Here is a 22,074-nt window from a genome sequence, read left to right as displayed (position 1 = left end):
ATACCACCATGCAATTCATCGTTACAGGTTATGATGGGACAGATGACAAGGCCCTTGACAGAAGAATGGCGGCAAGGCAGGCCCATCTTGCCATGGCAAAAGAGATGCACGAATCCGGTCACTGGCTCTATGCAGCCGCCATCCTGGACCAGGGGGGCAAAATGACCGGCTCCATGATTGTGTGCGAATTTGAGTCAAGGCAGGCCCTTGATAAAGAGTGGCTGGACAAAGAACCCTATGTGCTGGGAAAGGTGTGGGAAAAGATTGAGATTACAGGGGCCAAGGTTGCGCCCTTCTGGGATAAATAAAGGATGACGGCTTATGGCGCTTTCAGTTGTTGATCTGTACCGGGATGTGCTGCCGAAAACCAATTGCAGGGATTGCGGGTTCTCCACCTGTCTTGCCTTTGCCGGTATGGTGGTGTCAGAAAAACATCCCCTGAAGAACTGCCCCCACCTTGATCCGGCCGTTGTCGAACAATGTAATATTGAACTCAACGAGCAGTATCGAGCCGGAAAATGGCTTAAACGGGACATGGCCGATGATGCCCTTGCCTGGGCAAAAGAGCGGATGGCCTCCATGAAACTTACGGACCTTCCCGACCGGATTGGTGGAACCCTTGAGAACCAGGCCGGAGGAACTGTTCTTGTGCTGCCCTATTTTAACACCACCGTATTGATATCGGACCACACAATAACAAGGGGTGACGGCTCTGCCCTGACCCGGTGGGAGCAGGTGTTCTTGTACAATCATATGGCCCAGGGCGGCAGCCGGATGCCCACCGGGAAATGGAAGGGACTGGTGGAGTTTCCCAACACGGTGTCCAAGATAAAGAGCATGGTGGATAAGGTTGAAATTCCACTGATGCAGGCGTTCAAGGGGCGGGGTGAAGCACTCAGGGCTGCAGCTGAAAAATACGGTGCCATAGTGGTCCCCAAGGATCAACATTCCGCAGATATTGCCCTGTATTTCAAGGCGTTGCCAAAGGTGCCGGTCATGCTGATGTTCACGGACCAAGACCTGGACGACGGGTTTCCCGGAAGCGTCAAGCTTCTGTTTGACGAAACCATCATCACCCACCTGGATATTGAGTCAATCATGTTTTTAAGTGAACGGATCAAGCAGATGCTCTGTGATTGACAGTCCCTTTACACAAGGCCGATATCAATGGCCTTGATCACCTGCCTGGCTTCATCAAATCCATGGTCCTTGTCCAGGGCCGCCTGGAAATAGAATTTGGCTTTTGTCGTATTTTTCATGTCCAGGTAGATCCGGCCGATATTGTAGTAAATATAGGGTTCGTCCGGGTGGATTTTCAATGCTTTTTGGTACTGGCGGAGAGCCTGTTCCTTATTGCCCTTTTTTCGATGGATAACCCCAAGGGAGTTGAAAACGTTCAGGGAGGTTGATCCGGCTTCAAGGATTTCATTGAGCAGGCCTTCGGCTGAACCCAGTTTATCAGAATCCAGGTAAATATCTGCTGCTATCTGCAGGCATTCTTCTGATTGCTGATGATTTCCAAGGGCCATGTGTGCCCGTCCCATGGCTTCATAGGCCTTGACAAAAAGTCGGTCGAGCTGGGTGGCCTTGGAAAAGGCTTCAATGGCCTCACTGTGTTTTCCCTGGGATGTCTTGATATATCCGATGTTAAAATAGTACTCAGGGTTTTCTCCCTGCGTAACAAGGGTTTCAAACAGTTCCAGGGCCCTGACGTATTCCTTTCTTTCAATGAGATAAATTCCTTGTTCCAGGCTCTTTTCTACCTCGGTGATGACTGGGGAACAGATGTTTCCAATGGCCAGGGAAAGTTTGTCTTTTATTCCATTCCGGTCATAGGGGATCACAAAAAGACCGGTCACACCGATTTGTCCGGCGCGCAGCACCTTGATTTTGTTAAAGGCGTTGTCCGTAAGGAAAAAGGGCAGGGTGGCCAACGATTCTTCTTTTCGAAGAATTGTCAGCAGGGACAGGCCGGACATTTCTGTCATTTCATAGGAAGAAATGACACAGTCAATCTTTTTTGATTTTAGATAAGCCCAGGCATTACCTCCGCTCTGGGTGGTGAAGATTTTATCATACCCGATTTTTTTTAAAATCCGGATCAGGTCGATCTGCTCTTCTTTCTTTTCACTGACAATCAGTATGGATTTATCTTCCATCTGTTTTCCTATATTAAAATTGAATTGATAATCAAACCCATAACGTCTAAGATGAATTTTAAATCATAATGGATAATTATCATTGATTACAAGGTTGTTTTTTTGAATGGAGTTTAAATGTCTGGACCAGACATCTCCCATGCCGGGATAGAATTAGATGCAATCTGCCTGCCTTGCCTGGGGGGAGAAACAGGGAGCAGCGATACGGGGCAAATCCAGTCAGATCCTTCTGACCGCCGTGTGTTTGTCAATGCCCTGTTCAAAAAAATGATGGATCAGAATTCTTTTTTATCCTTTTACAGGCAGGTCAGTGATCTCAATCAAATTTTGACAATGAAATATTCCTCGGCCACTGATATTGCCCGGGTGATTCTAAAGGATATGGCACTGACCACAAAGGTGCTTAAACTGGTAAATGCTCCTTTTTATCGGCATTTTTCAAACAGGGGGATCTCAACAATTTCAGAGGCCATGATTATCCTGGGGACAGACGAGGTCCGACTGGCGGCTGCGGGTATGAAAATATATGAAATGATGAGTAGCCTTGGTAATGTTGCAATTCTTAAACAAAAGACATTAAAAGGCCTTCAACGGAGCATCATGGCAAGGCAGATTGTCCGGGAGGGTGAATTCAAAGAGGCAGACGCCATTCAAATTGCTGCAATGCTTTATGACCTGGGGGAATACATGGTGGCATTGTTTGCTCCGGAAAAATATATCAGGATTGAGCTGGCCATGGATGAACACTTTTTTTCCCGTGCAAAGGCGTCAAAATCGATACTTGGACTTTCCTATAGCGATCTGGGAATGATCGTGGCTTTAAAACTCCATCTGCCGAAAAATATTGTTAATGATATGCGACCGGTGACGGATTTTTGTGTGAATTGGGAGGGGCTAATTGAGGGCGATCGACATCGATATGTTTGCGCCTTTGTCAATGAAATGTGTAATATCCCCCTGGATGATGAGGGTTGTCAAGATATTGAACAGGCCCAGCTTGTTGTAGAAAAATACAATGATATATTGAACCTTGACATGTCAACGTCATTGGCAATTTTTACAAACTCATGGGATAAAATGATAAAACATGAAGCCCTTCTGAACATATCTCCTTCCCTGGATTTGAACAATGCAGGGCCAGGGATTTCCGGGGTAAAAAATCAGGAAAGGCTCAATGCCGGGTTGAAACAGTTAGAGCAAAATCTGGATAAGCAGCTCAGTATTCATGAGATCTTTACCAGTATAGTAGAGACCCTTTTTAAAAGTTTTTATTTTACCCAGGTTTGCATTGCCATTAAGAAAAATGAGACCCAGATGATGGATGCCCGGTTTGCAAAAGGGGATCGCTCAAAGGAATTCCTGAAGTGGTTTTCGTATAAAATAGAAAACAGCCAGGATCTATTTAACGAGGCCATCATGGACCATAAAGATATTATTATCACGGAGATCACCAGGCCGGAATACGAGAAAAAGATTCCCGCCTGGTACAGGGATCGGTTAGCGGGAGATGAGATATCTTCAGCCATCGCTGTTTTTCCCGTATTTGTGGATCAGAAGATTATTGCAATGATTTGTGTAAACTGGAATAACAGTCTTTATCCAATGAACCAGAGAATAGTTGATTATATCAATAATTTCAGGTCTGTTATGGTAAAAATATTTACACTCCATGGTCGAGAACCTGACAACTTGACCGCTTATTCTCAATGAAGAAATTTTATCCATGGACGTTGTGGCTTTGCCTGTTCGTTCAAACACTAAATGAAAAGAACCTTGCTTGACTGAGCAACATATTGTGTGTATATACCCTATGGTCACACGATAGGGTATACTTAACCGGGAGGCACCACCATGACAGAAGCGGTATTGGCCATTGAGCCTGAAATATCAGAAGCAACATTAACCGTCCTGAAAAGACGCTATCTCCAGAAGGATAAAAGGGGGAGGGTCGTTGAAACACCGGGTCAGATGTTTATGCGGGTGGCGTCCTACATCGCCGCTGCAGAAAAGGCCCATGGCAATGACCCCGGGGTCTATCGGGATCTGTTTTACGGCATCATGGCAAGGCTGGAGTTTCTGCCTAACTCCCCGACGCTCATGAACGCTGGTACGGATCTGGGACAACTTGCCGCCTGCTTTGTGCTCCCGGTCGAAGATTCCATTTCCGGTATTTTTGAAACGGTGAAAAATGCGGCGTTGATCCATAAATCCGGGGGAGGTACGGGGTTTTCCTTTTCACGGTTGAGGCCCAAGGATTCCAGGGTGGGAAGCACAGGCGGTGTTGCCTCTGGACCGGTTTCGTTCATGAAAATTTTTAACGTTGCAACCGAGCAGGTCAAACAGGGCGGCACCCGAAGGGGGGCCAACATGGCTGTTCTCAGGGTGGATCACCCGGATATCATGGAGTTCATCCTCTGCAAGCAGGCCAGTGCTGATCTGAACAATTTCAACATCTCCGTGGGGGTGACCGATGAGTTCATGGTAAAGGCCAGAACGGGGTTACCCTACAACCTTGTGGATCCAAGGGATGGCCGGGTGGTCGGTACCCTGAATGCCACGGATGTGTTTGAGGCCATGGTTAAGCAGGCATGGCACAACGGTGATCCTGGCATCATTTTTCTGGACCGCATCAACCAGGACAACCCTACGCCGCTTCTCGGGGAGATTGAATCCACCAACCCCTGCGGTGAACAGCCCCTGTTGCCCATGGAGGCGTGTAACCTCGGCTCCGTCAATCTGGCAAAGTTTGTTGTCGAAAAAAAGGGCAAACCCACCATTGACTATGCCTCCCTTGGAAAAACCATCGCCCTTGCTGTTCGGTTCCTGGACGACACCATTGACCGATCCATCTATCCCCTTGACGAGATCACAGCCATGGTACGGGGCAATAGAAAGATCGGCCTGGGCGTGATGGGGTTTGCAGATCTCCTTTTTGCCCTTGAACTTCCCTACAACTCCGACCGGGCCGTGGCACTGGCCGAAGAGGTCATGGCCTTTGTCCAGAGTGAGGCACGCAAGGCATCCCGGGCCCTTGCCCAGGAGAGGGGAGTGTTTGAAAATTTTGACAAGAGTGTTTTTAGAAACGATAAAGACCGGCGTTTCAGAAATGCCACGGTCACCACCATTGCGCCCACTGGCACCCTGAGCATCATTGCCGGCAGCTCAAGCGGGATTGAGCCCCTGTTTGCCCTGAGTTTTATCCGAACCATCATGGATAATGAAACCTTTCTGGAGGTTAACCCCCATTTCATGGCCGTGGCCCAGGCCCAGGGGTTTTACAGCGAAGCCCTTATGGAGAAAATTGCCAAAACAGGCACCATCAAGGGAATGACCGAGATTCCGGAGAGCGTCAGAAAGGTTTTTGTCACGGCCCACGATGTTTCGCCTGCCTGGCATGTGAAGATGCAGGCCGCCTTTCAGAAGCATACGGACAACGCCGTGTCAAAGACGGTGAATCTTCCCAGGGATGCCACAGAGCACGATGTGGCTGAAATATACACCTCAGCCTTTGACTTTGGCTGCAAGGGGGTCACCATCTACCGGGACGGAAGTAAGGCAAACCAGGTGTTGTCCATTTCAGGAGCCACTGCCCCCCAGGATCGATTTTCAAAGAGCGTTCGCCAGCGGCCGGAAACCCTGGAGGGCTTTACCACACGGATGAAGACCGGCATGGGCCAGCTCTATGTCACTGTTACCGAGCTTGACGGCCGGCCGTTTGAGGTGTTTGCCACCATCGGCAAATCCGGCAAATCCACAACTGCAAAAACCGAGGCCATTGGCCGGCTGATTTCCCTTGCCCTCAGGGCCGGGGTGGATGTTCGGGACATCATCGACCAGGTTGCGGGCATTGGCGGTGAGCACGCCGTATTCCAGGAGGGTGGAAGGGTGTTGTCCATTCCTGATGCCATTGGTCGGGTCCTTGAAAAACGCTATGGTCGGAATGGCAAAAAAAAGGTCAACAATACCCTTACAGAGGATCTGTGTCCCGAGTGTGGTCATGTGATCAGCCATGAAGAAGGGTGTGTCACCTGTCATTCCTGCGGCTATACCCGGTGTGGTTGATGGTTAAGGACCGGACCGCAGATAAAATAAGTTATAAAATTTGTGGTCCTAAGTGACAGCAGACATGGTTTTCAAGGGTATTTCGTCTGGATTTTCCAGCAGGGGAATGAATTTGAGATTGGCCTTGGGAAAGGGGTATTGACGGATCTCATGGGGGAAAATCCAGCGATGGTCCACAGGTCCGTTGAGCCTGACATTGCCGGAAATATATTGGCAATTGAAAATGTCCATTTCAATTTTAAAATGGGTATAGGCATGCTTGACCCGGGCCAGATGGGAGGTCACCGCCACCCTGAGGCCCGTTTCTTCGGCAAGTTCCCGGACACAGGCCGAAGAGGCCTGCTCGCCGGTTTTTACCTTGCCGCCGGGAAATTCCCATAACCCGCCCAGAAGTCCTTCCGGCTTTCTCAGGGTGATCAAAAGTTTATCTCCTTTTTTTACCACTCCTGCGGCAATGTGAACCGTTGGCACCGGTTTAGTCTTGTTGCGAAGTGGGTATTTATCCACACTGTCCGATTCCAGGGCCCGGCAGTACTGCCCAAGGGGACAGATCGTGCAACCGGGGTTGCGCGGGCTGCAAACCAGGGCCCCCAGCTCCATGACGGCCTGGTTGAAGGCTCCCGGGCAGGAGCGATCCAGAATAAGATCGGCCTTTGCCTGGAATTTTTTGTGGGACGGACCGTGGTTCACCGGGTCGTCCATGGTGAACACCCGGGCCAGCACCCGTTTGACATTGCCGTCCACAACGGCCAGGGGGATATTAAATGCGATACTGAGAACGGCTGCGGCAATGTAGTCCCCCACACCGGGCAGGGCCTTGAATCCCTTAAGATCCCGGGGAATGATTCCCTTGAGATCCGTTGTCACGGTCTGGCATGCCTTGTGGAAATTTCTTGCCCTGGCATAGTATCCAAGCCCTTCCCAGAGTTTGAGCACCTGTTCAAGATCTGCCCGGGCAAGGGACGCAACCGTGGGAAAGGCTTCCATGAATCGGCCGTAATAGGGCACCACGGTCTTTACCTGGGTCTGCTGGAGCATCACCTCGGAAACCCAGATACTGTAGGGGTTTGCCGTTTTCCTCCAGGGAAGTTCCCGGTGGTGGGTGTGGTACCATTTCAAGAGAGCGGTTTGAATTTCCATCATTTAACTTGTTTCCCGGCCATCGGCATCTGTTGTTGTTTATTGAACCATTTTTTCCGGCAGGTAAAAGACAATGTCGGGAAAGAGAGTGATCATAACAACCATCAAGACCATGATGATGAAGAATGGCAGGGTGGCCCTTAAGATGGTGCCCACTGTTTCCGTTGATATGCCCTGAATTACAAAAATGCTGAATCCCACGGGTGGGGTTATCTGGGAGAGTTCGACCATGAACACCAGGAAGATGCCGAACCACAGGGGTTGAAATCCGGCTGCAACAACAATTGGCAGCACAATGGGAAGGGTCATGACAACGATGGAAATGCCGTCCAGCATCATGCCAAGGACAATGTACATCAGGCCGACCACAAGGATCAGCATATAGGGCGAAAGTCCCAGGCCTGTGATGTAGACACTCAAGGCCCGGGCAATTCCCACAAAACCCACCACCTGGGAGAGAAACGAGGCTGAAAGAATGATAAAGCAGATCATGCAGTTGGTCTTGACAGCATTGATCAGGGCGTCCTTGAAGTTCGCCCAGGTGAGGTTTTTAAAGGCAAAGGCAAGAACAATGGAGCCGATCACACCAATGGCCGCGGCCTCGGTGGGGGTGGTGATGCCCATGTATATTCCCCCGAGGACGGCAAATATCAGCCCGAGTATGGGCGTCAGATCCTTGAGGGCTGTGAGCTTCTGGGCCAGGGTGAAAGTCTCGTTCTCATGGGGAACCACATCGGGATTAACCAGGGCCACCAGGATAATATAAATGGAGTAGGCCCCTGCCAGCATCATTCCCGGGATCACGCCGCCCATGAAGAGCTTGCCAATGGAGGTGTCGGATAGAATGCCGAATATGATCATGATCAGGCTGGGGGGGATGAGAAATCCCAGGGTGCCGGCACCGGCAAGGGAGCCGATGGCCAGGCGCTTGTCATACCCCCTCCGGGAGAGCTCGTCCAGGGTGATCTTACCCACCGTTGCCGTGGTGGCGGCGCTGGAACCAGACACGGCGGCAAACAGCGAGCAGGCAAACACATTGATGTGCAAAAGCCTTCCAGGGATGTTTGCAAGCCAGGGCAGAAGCCCGTTGAGCAGTTTGGTGGAAATTTCGGTGCGGTAGAGAATTTCGCCCATGAGGATGAACAGGGGAAGGGCCGTCAACGACCAGGAGTTGGTGCTGTTGTAAATGGAGTTGGCCAGGAGACCACCGATCTTGTCCCACACGGAAATGACCGGTGGCAGGTTAAGATTAAAGACCAGCATACCGAATATGCCGGTTCCCAGCAGGGAAAAACCGATCCAGAGCCCGGAAAAGAGGCACAAAAACATGAATCCGAACAATACAAGGGACATTAACAACGGATCGGAAATCATAGAAACCTCTTTAAAAAGTTTGCCGCAAGCTGCAGGTCAAACATGGCAAGACCTGCGGGTATGACCATCTGGGAAAGAAAGATCGGGGTTTCGCTGATGGTGTCGGCGGTCATGTCGAGCTGCCACGACTCAAACACCATTATAGAAGTGTGATAAAGGGCAAAAGTGGTGATGGCAATGGCTGCAAGTGTAGACATAATGTTCAGAACCTGGTTGGCACGCTCGCCCACCAGGGAGGTGACCAGGGTGATGCGAATGTGGGCACCCTCCTTGAGAGTGAACCCAAGCCCCAGGAGCACCACTCCCACAAAGAAGTAGGCGCTGTACTCGTCTGCGATCAGTGTGGATGTATTGAACACCGATCTTAACACAATCTCAACGGCAATGATAAGAACAATGAGGGACAGGAACACTGCGGACAAAGAGGCTCCCCAAAGTGAGAGCCTCTCTATGAATTGAATGGTCCGTCTCATTTTGTGTGCTTTTTAAGGATGGCCTTGGTTGCGGCATCTGCATTGGATGCAAACTCGTCGACGATTTTAGCCGCAGCTTTGTCCATCTCAAGGGAGAAGGCCGGGGATGGTTCTGAAATAGTGAAACCGTTCTCCTTTATGACGGCAAGAGCTTCCATGGTTTTTGTTTCAGACTGACTCCACTGATTGGTTTCCGTTTCAGCCGCAGCCTTGAGCATGGCCGTTTTCTGATCCTTTGATAAAGATTTCCAGTAGTCCAGGTTGATGGTAACCATGTTCAGGGGAAAGGCGTAGTTGATGTTGGAAAAATGGGCGAGCACCTCCCAGAATTTTCCATTTTTAGTGGATTCAGCCGAGGTGAGCACGGAATCAATCATGCCGGTTCTAAGGGACGAGTAAACCTCACCCCAGGGCAGAGAAAGGGGTGATCCGCCAAGCTCTCTGAGGAAGTTGGCGCCGTTTTTGTCGTAGGTCCTTGTCTTTAGACCCTTGATGTCGGCGGCGGTATTGACGGCTTCTTTTGTGACAAGCCCACTGGGAGGCCAGGGTGCTGCATAGAGGAACTTCTGGTTCCATTTCATTGCTGCTTTTTCATACAGGGGTTTGCAATCGTCGTACAGGGCCTTTGCCTCGCTGAACGAACCGGCAAGCCGGGGAAGGGAGCTTAAACCAAACACGTTCTCGCTGCCGGCAACAACCCCCATGAGAATGTCGCTCATGGGCAACTGGGCGTCTTTTACGGATTTTAAGAGCTCAGGCCCTTTGAATCCAAGACTGCCGCCCGGGTGAACGGTGATGTCGATACTACCCTTTGAATAGTCCCGGGCAAGTTTTGCAAAATCCATGGCACCCATGGTGTGAAAGCTTGTTGCCCCGTATATGGCGTTAAGATCGAGCTTAACAGTTTTTTCGGCCCAGCCAAGGGTTGCCGAAAAGAGAACAAGGGTGAATATGATGAGACCTTTTTTAAATGACTGCATTTTTTCTCCTCTTCATTTGAATGAAATGCTCTTTCTCCGGTCGGTTCCCAAACGAACCGGATAGATTTGTTAAGGTATACTACTCGATATCCGGCGTCAATTTTTTTCGGTTTAAAGCGTTGCTTCGTTCCGGCCAAATCTTAAAACCAGCCATAAGGCAGGCAGCCCCATCGTACAAAGTAATCCCCCGCAATAAAAGGGTAAGGACCGCAAATTTTATAACTTGACCGAAATTGCTTGCCTTTTGGTCCGCCTACCTCGTTGCATCAAAGGCCAAATAGGCCTGTTATTGAACCTTTAATGCGCCTTGTATATGAACTACCCAATTTTATAGATTGGTCGGCGCTATTTCTGGTCAACTTATTTCATTTGCGGTCCTAAGCAGCTAAGGGACAAAGAGAGTTAACCTTTTTATATGCAAATTGTTTGAATTTAGATATAGCAGTACCCGGGTTGCCTGGGGCGTTGCAGAAATCGAACTCCCTGGGCCGGCAATTGAAGTGTCTCTTAAGAACAAGGACAATGATTTATAAAAAAAGTTTAAAGGGCGGGAGCAAGATGTGGAAATTATCTGATATTAATGAAGTCAATGGAGGTGACGGGCCCCTGATTCAAAGGGTTGAATCCTATATCACGGACAAGAATCTTAACTTTATCGTGGCCGGGGCAGAACTTGTCAATCAGCGGCAGGTGGTCCTGGGGCAGGAGAAAGTCAAGGCCCACCTCAACGCCTATGCCGGGTGCGATTTCTCCATGATCAGTATCTTCAACGGGCGTCCCTCAGCACCGTTCATTGCAGCAGACACGGATCCTGGGAACAAGATTGCCAGGGTCCAGTATCTCATTGATTTTAACGAAGAGGCAAAACAGGGAGCAGCATCACCCTTTTACAGTAAGGTGCTTGGTGCCTTTGCCACCCATTTTTTTTCGGTTCAGCCCAAGGTGGACCGGCTCTGGTTTCCCTTTGTCATTCACGATATTGTGGGCAGTAAGATGGGGGTTCAGCCCGAGGATTCCGGCACCTCGATTCTTCGGTTTCAAGGGCTTTAATTTCTCCAGGCACCAGCGGTGCAGCAGCCATTTGGCAAAAGATATTCAATACAGTCATCCCCGGATCGATAAGTGCCATTTATTAAAAAATAAAATACACCACCCAACTTGTTCTTTTACCCGCTTTCAGCGTTGCGTCAATGGGCACATATTTCAATATGCTCCCATTGCCGCGCCTTGAAATCAGATAAAAATCCGGCGTTGGTCTGGTGTGTTTTAAAATTTTCATGACCCTAAAACCCAGGTTTTTAAGCAGTTGAGCAGCTACAATGAACTTTTAGATCCTTGCTGTGGGGAGTATGTTATGGGTAGTGATGGCCTGTAACAGGCATCAATTCAAAATTATAATTTTGGGTGATACTTGTTATCAAGTTTAAACAACAAAAATTCAAGCAGATCTGGATGCTTTTTATCCATGTGTACTTCAATCTCTTTCCATGAGGTTGCATAGGGTGTTCGTTTCCCATGATATTCTACTGGATTTCCAACCTGTCTGAAAACAAAACCGAATTTATAAAGGGCATGAAAAAGCTTGTCTTCTGTAATCATGTACATGTGGGTAATGCCGAGTTCTTTGCATTTGTGATAGACTGCCCGGTAAAGCCCCAGGATAATGGCAGGGCGCTGCCTTTTTTCCTTAAATGATTCATCTTCTTTTCTTGGAATGTCTGAAACGCCTCCCTGGGATTTGGGGATATACGATTCCACACCGTGCATCCCGTCTTCAGGCCTTCTGCGCAGTTTTTTGGAAACAGCCAAGCGGGACACCTCAGTTATCATCTCAGGTGACGGCTTGTCATCAAAATCGTTAATTTCCGAGGCCTGTTCAACAGGAAAGCCTTTTTCAGAATTAAGAATCATCCGGACTGTTCCTATGATGTCGTTGTCTTCGTTCAAAGCTATGAAGTGAACGGAATGGGGATCATACGGGTCTTTCTCTAATTTATCGGGAAAGTCATAGGGGTTTTCAAAGCCAAACTCCAGAGCATAGACCTCATATCTTAAGCGGTATATCTCTCTTCTTTGTTCTTCTGTGATGGCTTCGCAGAATTTGAATTTTCCGTATGTTAAATATTCAGACATTGGTTATCCCATATAATTAATTTGACATGGTCATAGAATAAAAGCATTATTCGGACAAAGTAAATAGGTTGTGCTTCAGAAGTCAAGAAGAATGTTTAATGTGGAAGCGTGATGAATCAGATCATTGAGATGGTATCTGGACCATGGGTCCTTGTGGAGGAAATTGATCAGCCGGAAGGGATAAATAACAGTCTTTCGCAACTTGGTCTTTCATTCACAAGACTGCACACAACAAAACATTATAGAATTTAAGCTAGTTGCATGATGTTTTCATGAAAACCAATATACGAGGGATCAAAAATGCCAATAAAATCATATCTGGAAAAACTTCAAGAGTATGGCATATCTTCCCAAAAAGAATATCATATTGAAGCCTTTTCAAGGAATATTGGTTTGCTCACCCCTGAAGAACAGGAAATCCTTGCCAAGAGTAAAATAGCCATCCCCGGCATGGGTGGTGTAGGCAGCGCCCACCTTATTACCATGGTCAGGACCGGAATCGGCAGGTTTAATATTGCAGATTTTGATATCTATGAGCCAGCCAATGTAAACCGGCAGTTTGGGGCCCGGGTGCCTGATTTCGGCCGTCCGAAGCTGGACGTCATGAAGGAACAGGCCCTGAGTATCAATCCGTTTCTGGAGATCACTGAATTTCCCGATGGTATTAATGCAGAAAATATGGACTTGTTTTTAGATGGGGTCTCTGTTGTTATCGACTCCCTGGATTTTTTTGCGTTTGATATCCGCAGGCAGCTTTTTAATCGGGCCAGGGAGAAAGGGATTTATGTGATCACGGCAGGTCCTCTGGGATTTGGCTCAGCCATGCTGGTTTTTGCCCCGGATCGGGGCATTGCATTTGACGATTATTTCAACATTATCGAGGATATGAAACCCGAGGACCAATATCTTGCCTTTGCCATGGGACTGGCTCCAAAGGCCCTTCAATTCAAATATATGGACACCTCAAAGCTTAGTTTCAAATCCAGAAAAGGTCCGTCCTTGAATATTGCCTGTCAGCTTTGCACGGGCATGGCTGGAACCGAGGCCGTCAGGATTATTCTGGGGAAAGGGATGATTAAACCGGTTCCCTACTATTCTCAGTTTGATCCCTATCTCAGGAAGTATTGTATAAAAAAGCTGAATATGGGCAATAAGCATCCCTGGCAGCGTATCAAAACCGTACTCGTAAAAAAAATGCTGACCAGAAATACCCCCATCGGGCCGGAAGAGCCAGAGAAACCTGTGAGCCTGTGCCGGGATGGAAAAATTTCGGGAGAATTACTGGACTATATCATTAAGGCCGGTATCCAGGCACCCTCAGGGGACAATGTCCAGCCATGGAAATTTGCCAAAACCAACAATCGGATCACCCTGTATTTAGACAAAGCGGCTGACGAGTCCTTTTTCAATGTTCATCAGATGGCCTCTGTGATTTCCTGTGGTGCTGTGATTGAAAATATGAAAATCACCGCCACCGGATTCGGGCTTAAGGCAGATCTCAGTTATGGAGAGGGTGATACCATGGCACAGGTGGATCTATCCATAAATGATGCCGTTGAAAAAGATTTGCTGGCCGATTATATCTGGAAACGAAAGACCAACCGAAAGTTATTTGAGAAACGAAAAGCCTCCCAGGGTTTGCTGGTTGAGTTGAGGGATTCAATCCAAAATATTCAGGGTACCGGTATCCATTTTATAACGGATACGGATTCTCTTGAAAAATTGGCCCGGGTGGTAAGTAAAGCAGACAGAATCAGGACAGAACGGCAGGATCTCCACGAACACTTCTTTAAGATGATTCGATTTTCACCTGAAGAAACCCTGGATAAAAGGGACGGATTTTATATCAAGAATCTTGAGGCCGGTGTGGACGGTGAAGCCTTTTTGCGGACCACCAGGTCCTGGCCGGTGATGAATATAGCCAATAAACTTGGATTTGGCAAGATTGTTGCTAAGGCTGCCTACGATGCCCTTATCCATTCATCCGGGGCCGCCCTGGTGGTTGTCCGGGGTATAAACACAGAATCTTATCTCAATGGGGGACGGGCCCTTGAACGGGTCTGGCTTACCCTCTCCCGGTATGGGTTTGAACTTCAACCAATGACGGCTATCACCTTGTTTCTTTTGCGAAAACAGTTGGATGGCGATGGGGCGTTTGACTCCAAACACAGAAAACTGCTCAATGAAATTCGGGGTGAGTATGGCGCATTGTTTCCTGACTGCGATTTTACTCAGGACGGGCAGGTCATGCTGTTCAGGTTTGGGAAAGCATCTCAAATCAAATATCAGACTCTGAGGAAGTATAACTCGCATTTTGCACCTATGGGGAAGTGTGTTTTGAATTAATAACATGTTTTTTTTATAAGAAACTCTTGTCGAAACATCATTGTGAAAGTCTCGACTTTAGAGCCCTCTTTGGTTTCCCTGACTGGAACATTGTAAACCAAAGGGGTTAGGATTTTTGCCCTTCCAGGCGTTAAGAAGCGCAGGCTGTTTGAGGACTTTAGCCCGCAGTTCCTGCGCTTTAGTCTGGAAGGGCAGAAATTCCCCCGACGTTTACCGTTCCGGTCAGGGTAACCAAAGAGGGCGGAATGGTACTATCGCCTGCCCGGTATTATCGTGTTTCATGCTTCGTTGTGTCGACAGGCCGACATGGCCGTTATATGAAACACCCACCAAAGCATCACCGATGGAGGCGTTTCCAATTTCGTTGTGGCCAGGGCAGATACCATGCTCCGGCCATGCCGGTTTTTTATAAGAAACACTCACCGAAGCATTGCAAACAGGGGCGTTTCATTGTTCGTTGTGGCTGGAGCCATACCACGCTCCGGCCGTGCCGGTTTATATGTAACACTCCCCTCGAAAAAGGGAATAGTATCCTGTTGGTTTTTGGGTCTTGTCCCAAGAACACTTTGATTGACGCTACAGATTGAAAATATCAAATCGATAGAATTCTTCCTGTCGGGTTAATAATTCAGGCACGGAAGACAAGTTTTTAAATCATCAGTAGTGGTCGGTTTATTTTAGATAAGTTTTATATGCGTAGTTCCCCCGATGGAGGACTAACAGTTTGTTGTGCAAAAAACCGACCCGTCATGTTATATTCGCGCTCTAAGGCTTCATTTGATCATCCGACGTTTGTTTACCGAATCAATAATTTCTTTGTCTGCTGTCCTTCTCTAAACAACACCTGTTAAAAGCGTGCTGTCAATTCGATTAATTTCCACAAGGCACAAGTTTCATGCCTAATTCATCAGCCTTTTTTGCTAAATTTTTTAATACTCTTTGCTTGTTGGGCTTGCTCAGGTACTCTTCGCCAAGATCTTTATACGTGTCTGCATTTTTAATGATGCTGTAAATGGCTTTTGCAATTCTATGGGCTATAGCAACAATGGCCTTTCTGGCACCTCTCCTGGATTTCAGTTTGTAATATTTGGCCTTGTAATAAGAGCCTTTTTTCTTGATTGCTGCCCATGCAACCTGGACTAAAATCGTTTTGAATGGATGATTTCTAACTGCATTTCTGCCACTTTTCCGTTTTCCTGCACTTTCATTATTCCCGGGGCACAGGCCTGCCCATGAAACAAATGCTGACATAGTTTTGAATTCATTTAGCGTAACCCCGACTTCTCCTATAATGGATTGTGCCGATTTTTTATCAACACCTGGAATTTCGTCTAAACGCTCCAATAAATCTTTGTGCTCACGTGTAAGAGATTCCAATCGAGTATTAACTTGTTCAATCATTTTTTTAAAAATATTGATAATTTCCATCATCTCAACAAGTTGAAAACGATGGTGATCTTTGAAATATCCATTAAGGCTTTTATGCAGTTCCTGCGTTTTTTTCTTAAGGCCGCCTTTGGTGCACTCCTGGACCTTTTCCAAGCTTAGTTCACTATTATTGCATAATAAATTGATCAGGTTCGTGCCTGTCAAACCAAACAAATCCGAAACTATTGAATCAATTTTTATATTTGCAGTAATGAACAGCTTGTGAACACGTCTTTTATAATCGGCAAGGGATTCGGTGTATGTTTTTCTCAATCGGCTTAATTCTCGCCATTCCCGGACATTCCCCGGAGGGATGAAACTACCTCTTACTAAACCGTGTCGAAGCAGTCCGGCAAGCCACTTGCTGTCACAGATATCAGTTTTTCGGCCAGGAACGTTTTTAATATGTCTGGCATTTACCAAAACGACTTCAATTTTATCTTCAATGGTATTATAAACCGGATGCCAGTATACCCCGGTACTTTCCATTGCTATAATTGGGCAATTATTATCAAGCAGCCATTTTTTCATTTCTTGCAGATCGTGAGTGAATGTTGAAAACTCTCGAATCTCATGGTGCTCACCTCCTGCATTATTCAAAGTGATTAAACAAGCTGAAATTTTGTCTTTATGAACATCCAAACCACAACAAATAGGGTGAACGATTTGGATTAATGTGCTATTTGATCTCTTGGTCATGACTATCCTTTCGCTTTTGTTTGGGAAGATAAAAAAAATTGGATAGTTATGACCATTTTTCATTTTTTGCAAGTGTTTCATGCTTCGTTGTGTCCGCTAGGACATGTGGGTTATATGAAACTCTTTTCGGGCCGGCAGACGGAAACGGGTAGTACCCTCCACTCATTCTCGCAGCCCGTCCTGGGCTGCTCCGAGGGAAACGGCAGCTCCTTCAGCGTCCATGCTGACCGCTGCCGTTTAATCCGCTGCGGGCAATACCCGTTCCCGCCCGCCTATGCTGTTGAGTTTCTATCTTCGTTGTGTCCGCAGGACATGTGGGTTTTTTTATAAGAAATTCCTGTCGAAACATCATTGTGAAAGTCTCGACTTTCGAGCCCTCTTTGGTCGCCCTGACCGGAACATTGTAAACCAAAGGGGATAGGATTTTTGCCCTTCCAGGCGTTAAGAAGCGCAGGCTGTTTGAGGACTTTAGCCCGCAGTTCCTGCGCTTTAGTCTGGAAGGGCAGAAATCCCCCCGACGTTTACCGTTCCGGTCAGGGTAACCAAAGGGGGCGGAATGGTACTATCGCCTGCCCTGTATCATCGTGTTCCATATTCGTTGTGGCCGGATGCCATCCCTCGCTCCGGTCGTGCCGGTTATTAAAAACGAAAATTTAAAGTAACCCTCGGAGACGATAGCGTGCAGATGCGGATTAAAATTTAGAAAATCGCCATAACCTTACTTGCGCAGATTGACAATTTTGCCAACAGTTTTTAATCATAAGGAAAATAGATCTGTAACCGTTTGGGAATACTCAAAACCCACGACTATCTTGACAGCCTCTGTGGCGTGGCCGGTCAGGATATTGTCCGTGCCTATAACAAGCGCTTTAATCAGACCCTGGCCCCCAAGTTTGTAGCAGGCTGCAGGAGCTAATGAGTGAAAACTTGCGGTCACCCGGGAGGTGGATGTGGACATATCTCCTTGCCCAAGGGTTACAAGATGCAAAAGGAGCTGACACCCCCATGATAGGGTTGAACCCTGACATCGTTTCCATGTGATGACATGCCAGACAATGGTTGACCGGCGTCAGGCCCTTTTAACTGCCATTGAACGTCCCCACACCTCGTGTGGTATGGTTGTTGCTATGAAATAAATTAAAACTGGTAGTAAGGTTTTAATTTAATCTCTTAAAAGGGAGGCAGGGATGTATAAAACAATACTTGTTCCCGTGGATGGTTCCAAGCGGGCAGAGGTAATCTTGAGCCATGTGGAACACCTGGTCAAAGATAATAATACCAAAGTAATCTTTCTCAAGGTAGAGGAAGAGGCTCTTTTGCTGGAACGTGACGAGGTCGTTAATATCGAAAAATATCGAGAGGCCCATGCAGCCCGGATTGAAATTTCGAATGCCTATCTTAACACCCTCAAAGACAAGTTCCTTGGGCAGGGAATCAATGCTGTCACACAGATTGTATCTGGCTCTGTTGTTAAGGCAATCTTAAGCGTGGCCGCGGAGACTGGCGCTGATCTGATTGCCCTGGCCACCCACGGTTTTGGCGGTCTTGCCCGGGTTTCCTATGGGAGTGTGGCTGCAGGGGTGTTGCAGGCGGCCAGGATTCCTATTTTATTGATCAGATCCTTTCCTGATTAACCGGCATGGCCGGAGCATGGTCTCTGCTCTGGCCACAATGAAGTTTGAAATGCCTCTGGTGGTAATTTTTTTCAGTGGCTGTTTTCATGGGCACTGCCAGGTCCAGACTGTTCTGATATGCTGAAGAGAAAAGCTTTTTCGGCGCAAACTTTTTACATGCTTCCAGCAGTTTCGGGCCGGCAGTCCTGGGAATCACTCCATTCACCCGCCATTGCCGAGCATTTGGAAATTGGCAGCATTGACAATGACATCTACAGCCGCCAGGGTGATATCTCCCTGTACCAGTTTTATGGTATCCATATCATTATATTTCCTGGGTTTGCCCTCCCGGATAAATTTTTTACTGGCCGAAACTATGATCAAGGCCAAAAATAAGCAAGGGGTCGCTCCCACTTTAAAACCAGATGAAGGACAATCACCCCGGCCCGCTATCCATTGGCCGGACAATTGAACTAATGACCGGCTCAAGCATTTTGCTGATTTTAGTGGTTCGGCCCAGCACCGTAACAAAAAGTATGCCAACCGCCAGTCCTGCAAAAGAACATCCAATGGCTGTGGTGGTTTCAGACACGCCCAGGGTTTCTGAAACATATATTCCTAACAATATCCCCAGCAACAGGGTGAATACGGGCAGCAGGTAAAACATTCCTGCTGCGGTATACAGTTTTTGGGCAGATATGTGGATTTTAACCGTATCACCGACCCGGGCGCCAACAGGATTGGCCACCCTGCCGATGACTTTGGGGTTCAGCAGACAGCTGTAGCACACAATCTTGTTGTGATAGCACTCTCCGCAAACATTTTTCCGTTCTGTCATCACCTGGGCATATCCACCCGGTTCGGTTGCCTTGACGATCCCAATTCTGTAACCCATAGGGTTTACCTCCCTTTTTTAACCGTATCAATAAAAACATAATCATTCTAATGCAGGGGGTAAACCGGCAAATTACATAGGGGGGCAGTTATTCTCAAAATTAAATCTGGATCATGTAGCGTTCCAGGAGGCTGGTGAAGCGGGCAAGGTCGGATGTTGACCATTTCTGTGCCCCCCATGGTCGGTGATTCTTGGCATCCATGGCCATATCCAGGCTAAGGTCCATGGCTTTAAGGGCCTTGAAAAAACGGTGCCTTGATTTGTAGGCTTCATGGGCCTGTTCCAGGGTGACAGGGGTAAACCGAATGGTGTCGCCGGGAAGGGCCTGGGCAAGCTTTGGGAGGTCAGTTGAGATTACCGTTGCGATCTTGGTGTAGCCGCCAACTGTCTGTTCGCCCAGGAGAACAATGGGCTGGCCGTCAGGGGGAACCTGAATGCCTCCGGCAACACTGGGTTCAGAGATGATGGTTGCAGGCATGGACGGTTTCTGGCGGATCACCGGTCCTGTGAGTCTGTATCCCATGCGGTTGGCCTGGGGGGAGACGGTAAATACGGCATTGAAAAACAGGGTCAGCCCCTGATCAAAGTAATGGTCCTGGGGACCGGGAACGGCCCTAAGGGTGATCTCATGTTCCTGGGATGGAATAAATTCAGGGGCAATGGTCCTGGTGCGTTCGAGAAGGGCGCCGTCCCTGCGGGAAAGAATGTCCCCTGATTTAAGAGCCCGTCCATCAAGGCCCCCGATGCCGGCACCTGTATAGCAGGAGCGGCTTCCCATGATTTCGGGTACATCAATTCCCCCTGTGACGGCAAGGTAACTCCTACATCCCGTCGTTGCCTGGTCAAAGGCAAGGATGTCGTTTTTTTCCACCCGATGGGATCGATGGTTCTCAATTTTTCTGCCGTTCAGGGTTGGGTTCATCAAAGCCCCTGTGACGGCGATGTCGGCCGAACAGAGCACTTCCAGGACCGGGCCGAAAAAGGTGATTTCCAGGACAGCGTCGTTGGCCTGGTTGTTTACCAGAAGATTTGCAAACTTTGCTGCATCCGGGTCCAGGGCACCGCAGGGAGGAACCCCGAAGCGCTGGAACCCGAAACGGCCAAGGTCCTGGACCAGGGTGTGGCCGCCAGGCTCAATGGTTCTGAAGGTCTGCATCGTCTGCCTCTCTTTTTTTGATCGTTTCGTACTCGTCAAGGTCAATGGCCTTGAATTTCAGCAGATTACCGGCCTTGAGAAGAATCGGGTTCTTCTTCTGGGGATTAAACAGCTTGATTGGGCAGCGTCCGATGAGTTGCCATCCCCCGGGGCTTTCGATGGGGTAGATGCCTGTCTGGTTGTTTGCGATGCCCACCGAGCCTGCAGGCACTTTTTTTCTGGGTGAGTCAAGCCTTGGGGTGTAAAGTTTTTCTGAGAGCCCTCCGAGGTAGGGAAATCCCGGGGTGAACCCGATCATATAGATGGGGTACAGGGGCTCTGTGTGGATGCGGATCACCTCGTCCACGGTGAGGTTGTGGCGTTTTGCCAAGTCCTCCAGGTCTGGTCCCAAAGCGGGGTGGTAACAGACGGGCAATACCGTGGTTTCAGGCTCTGGGATTTCCATTGTTTCAAGGGCCTTGTCCATGGCAGACAGGATCGGGGTGAGGGTTGCAGGATCGGTGTGACAGGGGTCATACACCACGATGATCGCACAATAGGTGGGTATCACCTCCACAATGCCCCTGGGCGGTTTGCCGTCAATGGCCATGGCCATGGCTCTTATTCTATGATTGATGTCGGGGTCCACGGCATCGCCAAATTCCATGAGAAGTCCCCGGTCTCCTGCAATTCGGAAAATGGGGGCAGGATATAGTCCCTTTGCCACGGTTGCTCTTTTTTTTTGTGTCATCCCAGGGCAGGGGCCAGTAAAATTCCCCTGGTCCCAAGGGTTGTTCTGATTCCCTTGATCAGGTCCACGGCCCCTTGATTGTCCCCGTGGATGCACAGGGTTTGGGCTTCAAGTTTTATCCGGGAGCCGTCAATGGCCGTGATGGCTCCCTCCTCTGCCATCATGAGGGCCCGTTGTGCAACCGTGTGGGGATCACTGATCACGGCGCCGGCCATGGATCTCGGTGCCAGGGTGCCCTCAGGAGTATAGGCCCGATCTGGAAAGGCCTCAAAGATCACCTTTAATCCCAAGGTGCGGGCGAGTCTTTCCATGTTTTTTCCCTTTTTTCCGGCAAGGGCGATGTAGGCCATTTCCGGGTCCACATCCAGGATGGCCCGGGCAATGGTTTCAGCTGTTTCAGGGTCCTCCACGGCCTTGAGGTAGAGGCTGCCGTGGGGTTTGACATGGGTCACACGGGTGCCATGGGCCGCTGCAAAGGCCCTGAGGGCACCGATCTGGTAAATCATGGTGCTTCTGAGCTCTTTGGGGGAGAGTTCCATCTTTCTTCTGCCAAAGCCTTCAAGATCAGGATAGCCCGGGTGGGCGCCGATGTTCACCTTGTTGACTTTGGCCAGGATCACGGTTTTTTCCATCACCCAGGGATCTCCCCCATGGAAGCCGCAGGCAATGTTTGCCGAGGTGATCAAAGGCATCACAGCTTCGTCCATGCCAATGGTGTAGGTGCCAAAGCTTTCCCCCATGTCGCAGTTAAGATCCATTGTCCCGGTCACTTTTTTCTCCTTGTGTTTTGTATGGCCTTTCCCGGGTTTGATCATAATGGTGGTCTTCTGTCAATACAACAGACCTGACCGTGCTTAAAAATCTGCTTTATATCTTGTCCATGACA

At 48.5% G+C, this 22,074-nt stretch carries 19 protein-coding genes; 8 read left to right on the top strand and 11 right to left on the bottom strand.

The annotated features are described in order from the left end of the window. Window positions 1-8: 8 nt before the first annotated feature. Together HRM2_RS23085 and HRM2_RS23080 are read left to right on the top strand one after the other, a co-directional pair. Complete coding sequence (locus tag HRM2_RS23085; protein WP_015906438.1) at window positions 9-308, top strand: YciI family protein; 300 nt, start codon at window positions 9-11, stop codon at window positions 306-308. Window positions 309-321: 13 nt separating this feature from the next. Continuing rightward, window positions 322-1,140: a DUF3786 domain-containing protein gene (locus HRM2_RS23080; protein ID WP_015906437.1), complete on the top strand. Its 819-nt coding sequence runs from the start codon at window positions 322-324 to the stop codon at window positions 1,138-1,140. An 8-nt stretch (window positions 1,141-1,148) separates the two neighbouring features. Here HRM2_RS23080 and HRM2_RS23075 read toward each other — a convergent pair whose 3' ends face one another. After that, entirely contained in the window at window positions 1,149-2,159 is a 1,011-nt protein-coding gene (locus HRM2_RS23075) for a tetratricopeptide repeat protein (RefSeq protein WP_015906436.1), read from the bottom strand. A gap of 117 nt (window positions 2,160-2,276) precedes the next feature. Here HRM2_RS23075 and HRM2_RS23070 point away from each other — a divergent pair, with 117 nt between their 5' ends. Next, window positions 2,277-3,869 (top strand): HDOD domain-containing protein, encoded by a 1,593-nt coding sequence (locus tag HRM2_RS23070; RefSeq protein ID WP_015906435.1) that lies wholly within the window; start codon window positions 2,277-2,279, stop codon window positions 3,867-3,869. A gap of 141 nt (window positions 3,870-4,010) precedes the next feature. Next, entirely contained in the window at window positions 4,011-6,221 is a 2,211-nt protein-coding gene (locus HRM2_RS23065) for a vitamin B12-dependent ribonucleotide reductase (protein ID WP_015906434.1), read from the top strand. A 48-nt stretch (window positions 6,222-6,269) separates the two neighbouring features. Here HRM2_RS23065 and mutY read toward each other — a convergent pair whose 3' ends face one another. From mutY to HRM2_RS23045, 4 genes are read right to left on the bottom strand one after another with little or no spacing between them, the layout of a single operon-like run. Continuing rightward, window positions 6,270-7,364 (bottom strand): A/G-specific adenine glycosylase, encoded by a 1,095-nt coding sequence (gene mutY / locus HRM2_RS23060; RefSeq protein ID WP_015906433.1) that lies wholly within the window; start codon window positions 7,362-7,364, stop codon window positions 6,270-6,272. A 36-nt stretch (window positions 7,365-7,400) separates the two neighbouring features. After that, window positions 7,401-8,735: a TRAP transporter large permease gene (locus tag HRM2_RS23055; RefSeq protein ID WP_015906432.1), complete on the bottom strand. Its 1,335-nt coding sequence runs from the start codon at window positions 8,733-8,735 to the stop codon at window positions 7,401-7,403. Next, window positions 8,732-9,148, bottom strand: coding sequence for a TRAP transporter small permease subunit (locus tag HRM2_RS23050; RefSeq protein WP_232364306.1), 417 nt, complete (start codon window positions 9,146-9,148; stop codon window positions 8,732-8,734). Before HRM2_RS23050 ends, HRM2_RS23055 begins: the two co-directional genes overlap by 4 nt. A 56-nt stretch (window positions 9,149-9,204) precedes the next feature. Then, window positions 9,205-10,188 carry a TRAP transporter substrate-binding protein gene (locus tag HRM2_RS23045; protein WP_015906430.1) on the bottom strand — a complete coding sequence of 328 codons (984 nt, stop codon included), beginning with the start codon at window positions 10,186-10,188 and terminating at the stop codon, window positions 9,205-9,207. Between the two features lie 558 nt (window positions 10,189-10,746). Between HRM2_RS23045 and HRM2_RS23040 the strand changes: the two genes are divergently transcribed. Further along, entirely contained in the window at window positions 10,747-11,238 is a 492-nt protein-coding gene (locus HRM2_RS23040; RefSeq protein ID WP_015906429.1) for a hypothetical protein, read from the top strand. Window positions 11,239-11,580: 342 nt separating this feature from the next. Here HRM2_RS23040 and HRM2_RS23035 read toward each other — a convergent pair whose 3' ends face one another. After that, on the bottom strand, window positions 11,581-12,321 hold the full coding sequence (locus HRM2_RS23035) for a PEP-CTERM/exosortase system-associated acyltransferase (protein ID WP_015906428.1): 741 nt from the start codon (window positions 12,319-12,321) through the stop codon (window positions 11,581-11,583). A gap of 300 nt (window positions 12,322-12,621) precedes the next feature. Here HRM2_RS23035 and HRM2_RS23030 point away from each other — a divergent pair, with 300 nt between their 5' ends. After that, entirely contained in the window at window positions 12,622-14,667 is a 2,046-nt protein-coding gene (locus tag HRM2_RS23030) for a ThiF family adenylyltransferase (RefSeq protein ID WP_015906427.1), read from the top strand. Window positions 14,668-15,537: 870 nt separating this feature from the next. On the opposite strand, the gene HRM2_RS23025 is transcribed toward HRM2_RS23030, so the two are convergent. Further along, the gene (locus HRM2_RS23025) at window positions 15,538-16,794 is read right to left on the bottom strand and encodes an IS110 family RNA-guided transposase (protein WP_015903451.1); all 1,257 of its coding nucleotides are present in this window, start codon (window positions 16,792-16,794) and stop codon (window positions 15,538-15,540) included. A 784-nt stretch (window positions 16,795-17,578) separates the two neighbouring features. On the opposite strand from HRM2_RS23025, the gene HRM2_RS28170 reads away from it, so the two are divergent. Both HRM2_RS28170 and HRM2_RS25680 read left to right on the top strand, forming a co-directional pair. Then, window positions 17,579-17,710 (top strand): hypothetical protein, encoded by a 132-nt coding sequence (locus HRM2_RS28170; RefSeq protein WP_269719598.1) that lies wholly within the window; start codon window positions 17,579-17,581, stop codon window positions 17,708-17,710. 271 nt (window positions 17,711-17,981) lie between these two features. Next, window positions 17,982-18,428 (top strand): universal stress protein, encoded by a 447-nt coding sequence (locus HRM2_RS25680; RefSeq protein WP_015906426.1) that lies wholly within the window; start codon window positions 17,982-17,984, stop codon window positions 18,426-18,428. Window positions 18,429-18,843: 415 nt separating this feature from the next. Here the strand turns inward: HRM2_RS25680 and HRM2_RS25670 are convergent, their stop codons facing one another. The 4 genes from HRM2_RS25670 to HRM2_RS22995 all read right to left on the bottom strand — a co-directional run bounded on the left by HRM2_RS25670 (window position 18,844) and on the right by HRM2_RS22995 (window position 21,958). Further along, entirely contained in the window at window positions 18,844-19,302 is a 459-nt protein-coding gene (locus HRM2_RS25670; protein ID WP_015906423.1) for a SoxR reducing system RseC family protein, read from the bottom strand. Between the two features lie 100 nt (window positions 19,303-19,402). Beyond that, a complete protein-coding gene (locus HRM2_RS23005) occupies window positions 19,403-20,458 on the bottom strand; it encodes a 5-oxoprolinase subunit C family protein (RefSeq protein WP_015906422.1) in 1,056 nt (351 codons plus the stop codon). Beyond that, window positions 20,436-21,188: a 5-oxoprolinase subunit PxpB gene (pxpB, locus tag HRM2_RS23000; RefSeq protein ID WP_015906421.1), complete on the bottom strand. Its 753-nt coding sequence runs from the start codon at window positions 21,186-21,188 to the stop codon at window positions 20,436-20,438. The genes HRM2_RS23005 and pxpB overlap by 23 nt, the downstream gene beginning before the upstream one ends. Next, on the bottom strand, window positions 21,185-21,958 hold the full coding sequence (locus HRM2_RS22995) for a LamB/YcsF family protein (RefSeq protein ID WP_202944672.1): 774 nt from the start codon (window positions 21,956-21,958) through the stop codon (window positions 21,185-21,187). The genes pxpB and HRM2_RS22995 overlap by 4 nt, the downstream gene beginning before the upstream one ends. Between the last annotated feature and the right edge of the window lie 116 nt (window positions 21,959-22,074).

The organism is Desulforapulum autotrophicum HRM2 (assembly GCF_000020365.1).
GTDB classification, from domain to species: domain Bacteria; phylum Desulfobacterota; class Desulfobacteria; order Desulfobacterales; family Desulfobacteraceae; genus Desulforapulum; species Desulforapulum autotrophicum.
The sequence above is the reverse complement of the archived record's forward strand: the minus strand, read 5'-3'. Positions and strand labels throughout refer to the sequence as shown.

Bases quoted from the DNA above. Each gene is read 5' to 3' on its own strand.
- HRM2_RS23065 (WP_015906434.1), top strand. From the start codon at position 4,011: ATGACAGAAGCGGTATTGGCCATTGAGCCTGAAATATCAGAAGCAACA.
- mutY (WP_015906433.1), bottom strand. From the start codon at position 7,364: ATGATGGAAATTCAAACCGCTCTCTTGAAATGGTACCACACCCACCAC.
- HRM2_RS23055 (WP_015906432.1), bottom strand. From the start codon at position 8,735: ATGATTTCCGATCCGTTGTTAATGTCCCTTGTATTGTTCGGATTCATG.
- HRM2_RS23045 (WP_015906430.1), bottom strand. From the start codon at position 10,188: ATGCAGTCATTTAAAAAAGGTCTCATCATATTCACCCTTGTTCTCTTT.
- pxpB (WP_015906421.1), bottom strand. From the start codon at position 21,188: ATGACACAAAAAAAAAGAGCAACCGTGGCAAAGGGACTATATCCTGCC.
- HRM2_RS23035 (WP_015906428.1), bottom strand. From the start codon at position 12,321: ATGTCTGAATATTTAACATACGGAAAATTCAAATTCTGCGAAGCCATC.
- HRM2_RS23085 (WP_015906438.1), top strand. From the start codon at position 9: ATGCAATTCATCGTTACAGGTTATGATGGGACAGATGACAAGGCCCTT.
- HRM2_RS25670 (WP_015906423.1), bottom strand. From the start codon at position 19,302: ATGGGTTACAGAATTGGGATCGTCAAGGCAACCGAACCGGGTGGATAT.
- HRM2_RS23005 (WP_015906422.1), bottom strand. From the start codon at position 20,458: ATGCAGACCTTCAGAACCATTGAGCCTGGCGGCCACACCCTGGTCCAG.
- HRM2_RS23070 (WP_015906435.1), top strand. From the start codon at position 2,277: ATGTCTGGACCAGACATCTCCCATGCCGGGATAGAATTAGATGCAATC.
- HRM2_RS25680 (WP_015906426.1), top strand. From the start codon at position 17,982: ATGTATAAAACAATACTTGTTCCCGTGGATGGTTCCAAGCGGGCAGAG.
- HRM2_RS23030 (WP_015906427.1), top strand. From the start codon at position 12,622: ATGCCAATAAAATCATATCTGGAAAAACTTCAAGAGTATGGCATATCT.
- HRM2_RS23025 (WP_015903451.1), bottom strand. From the start codon at position 16,794: ATGACCAAGAGATCAAATAGCACATTAATCCAAATCGTTCACCCTATT.
- HRM2_RS23040 (WP_015906429.1), top strand. From the start codon at position 10,747: ATGTGGAAATTATCTGATATTAATGAAGTCAATGGAGGTGACGGGCCC.
- HRM2_RS23080 (WP_015906437.1), top strand. From the start codon at position 322: ATGGCGCTTTCAGTTGTTGATCTGTACCGGGATGTGCTGCCGAAAACC.
- HRM2_RS23075 (WP_015906436.1), bottom strand. From the start codon at position 2,159: ATGGAAGATAAATCCATACTGATTGTCAGTGAAAAGAAAGAAGAGCAG.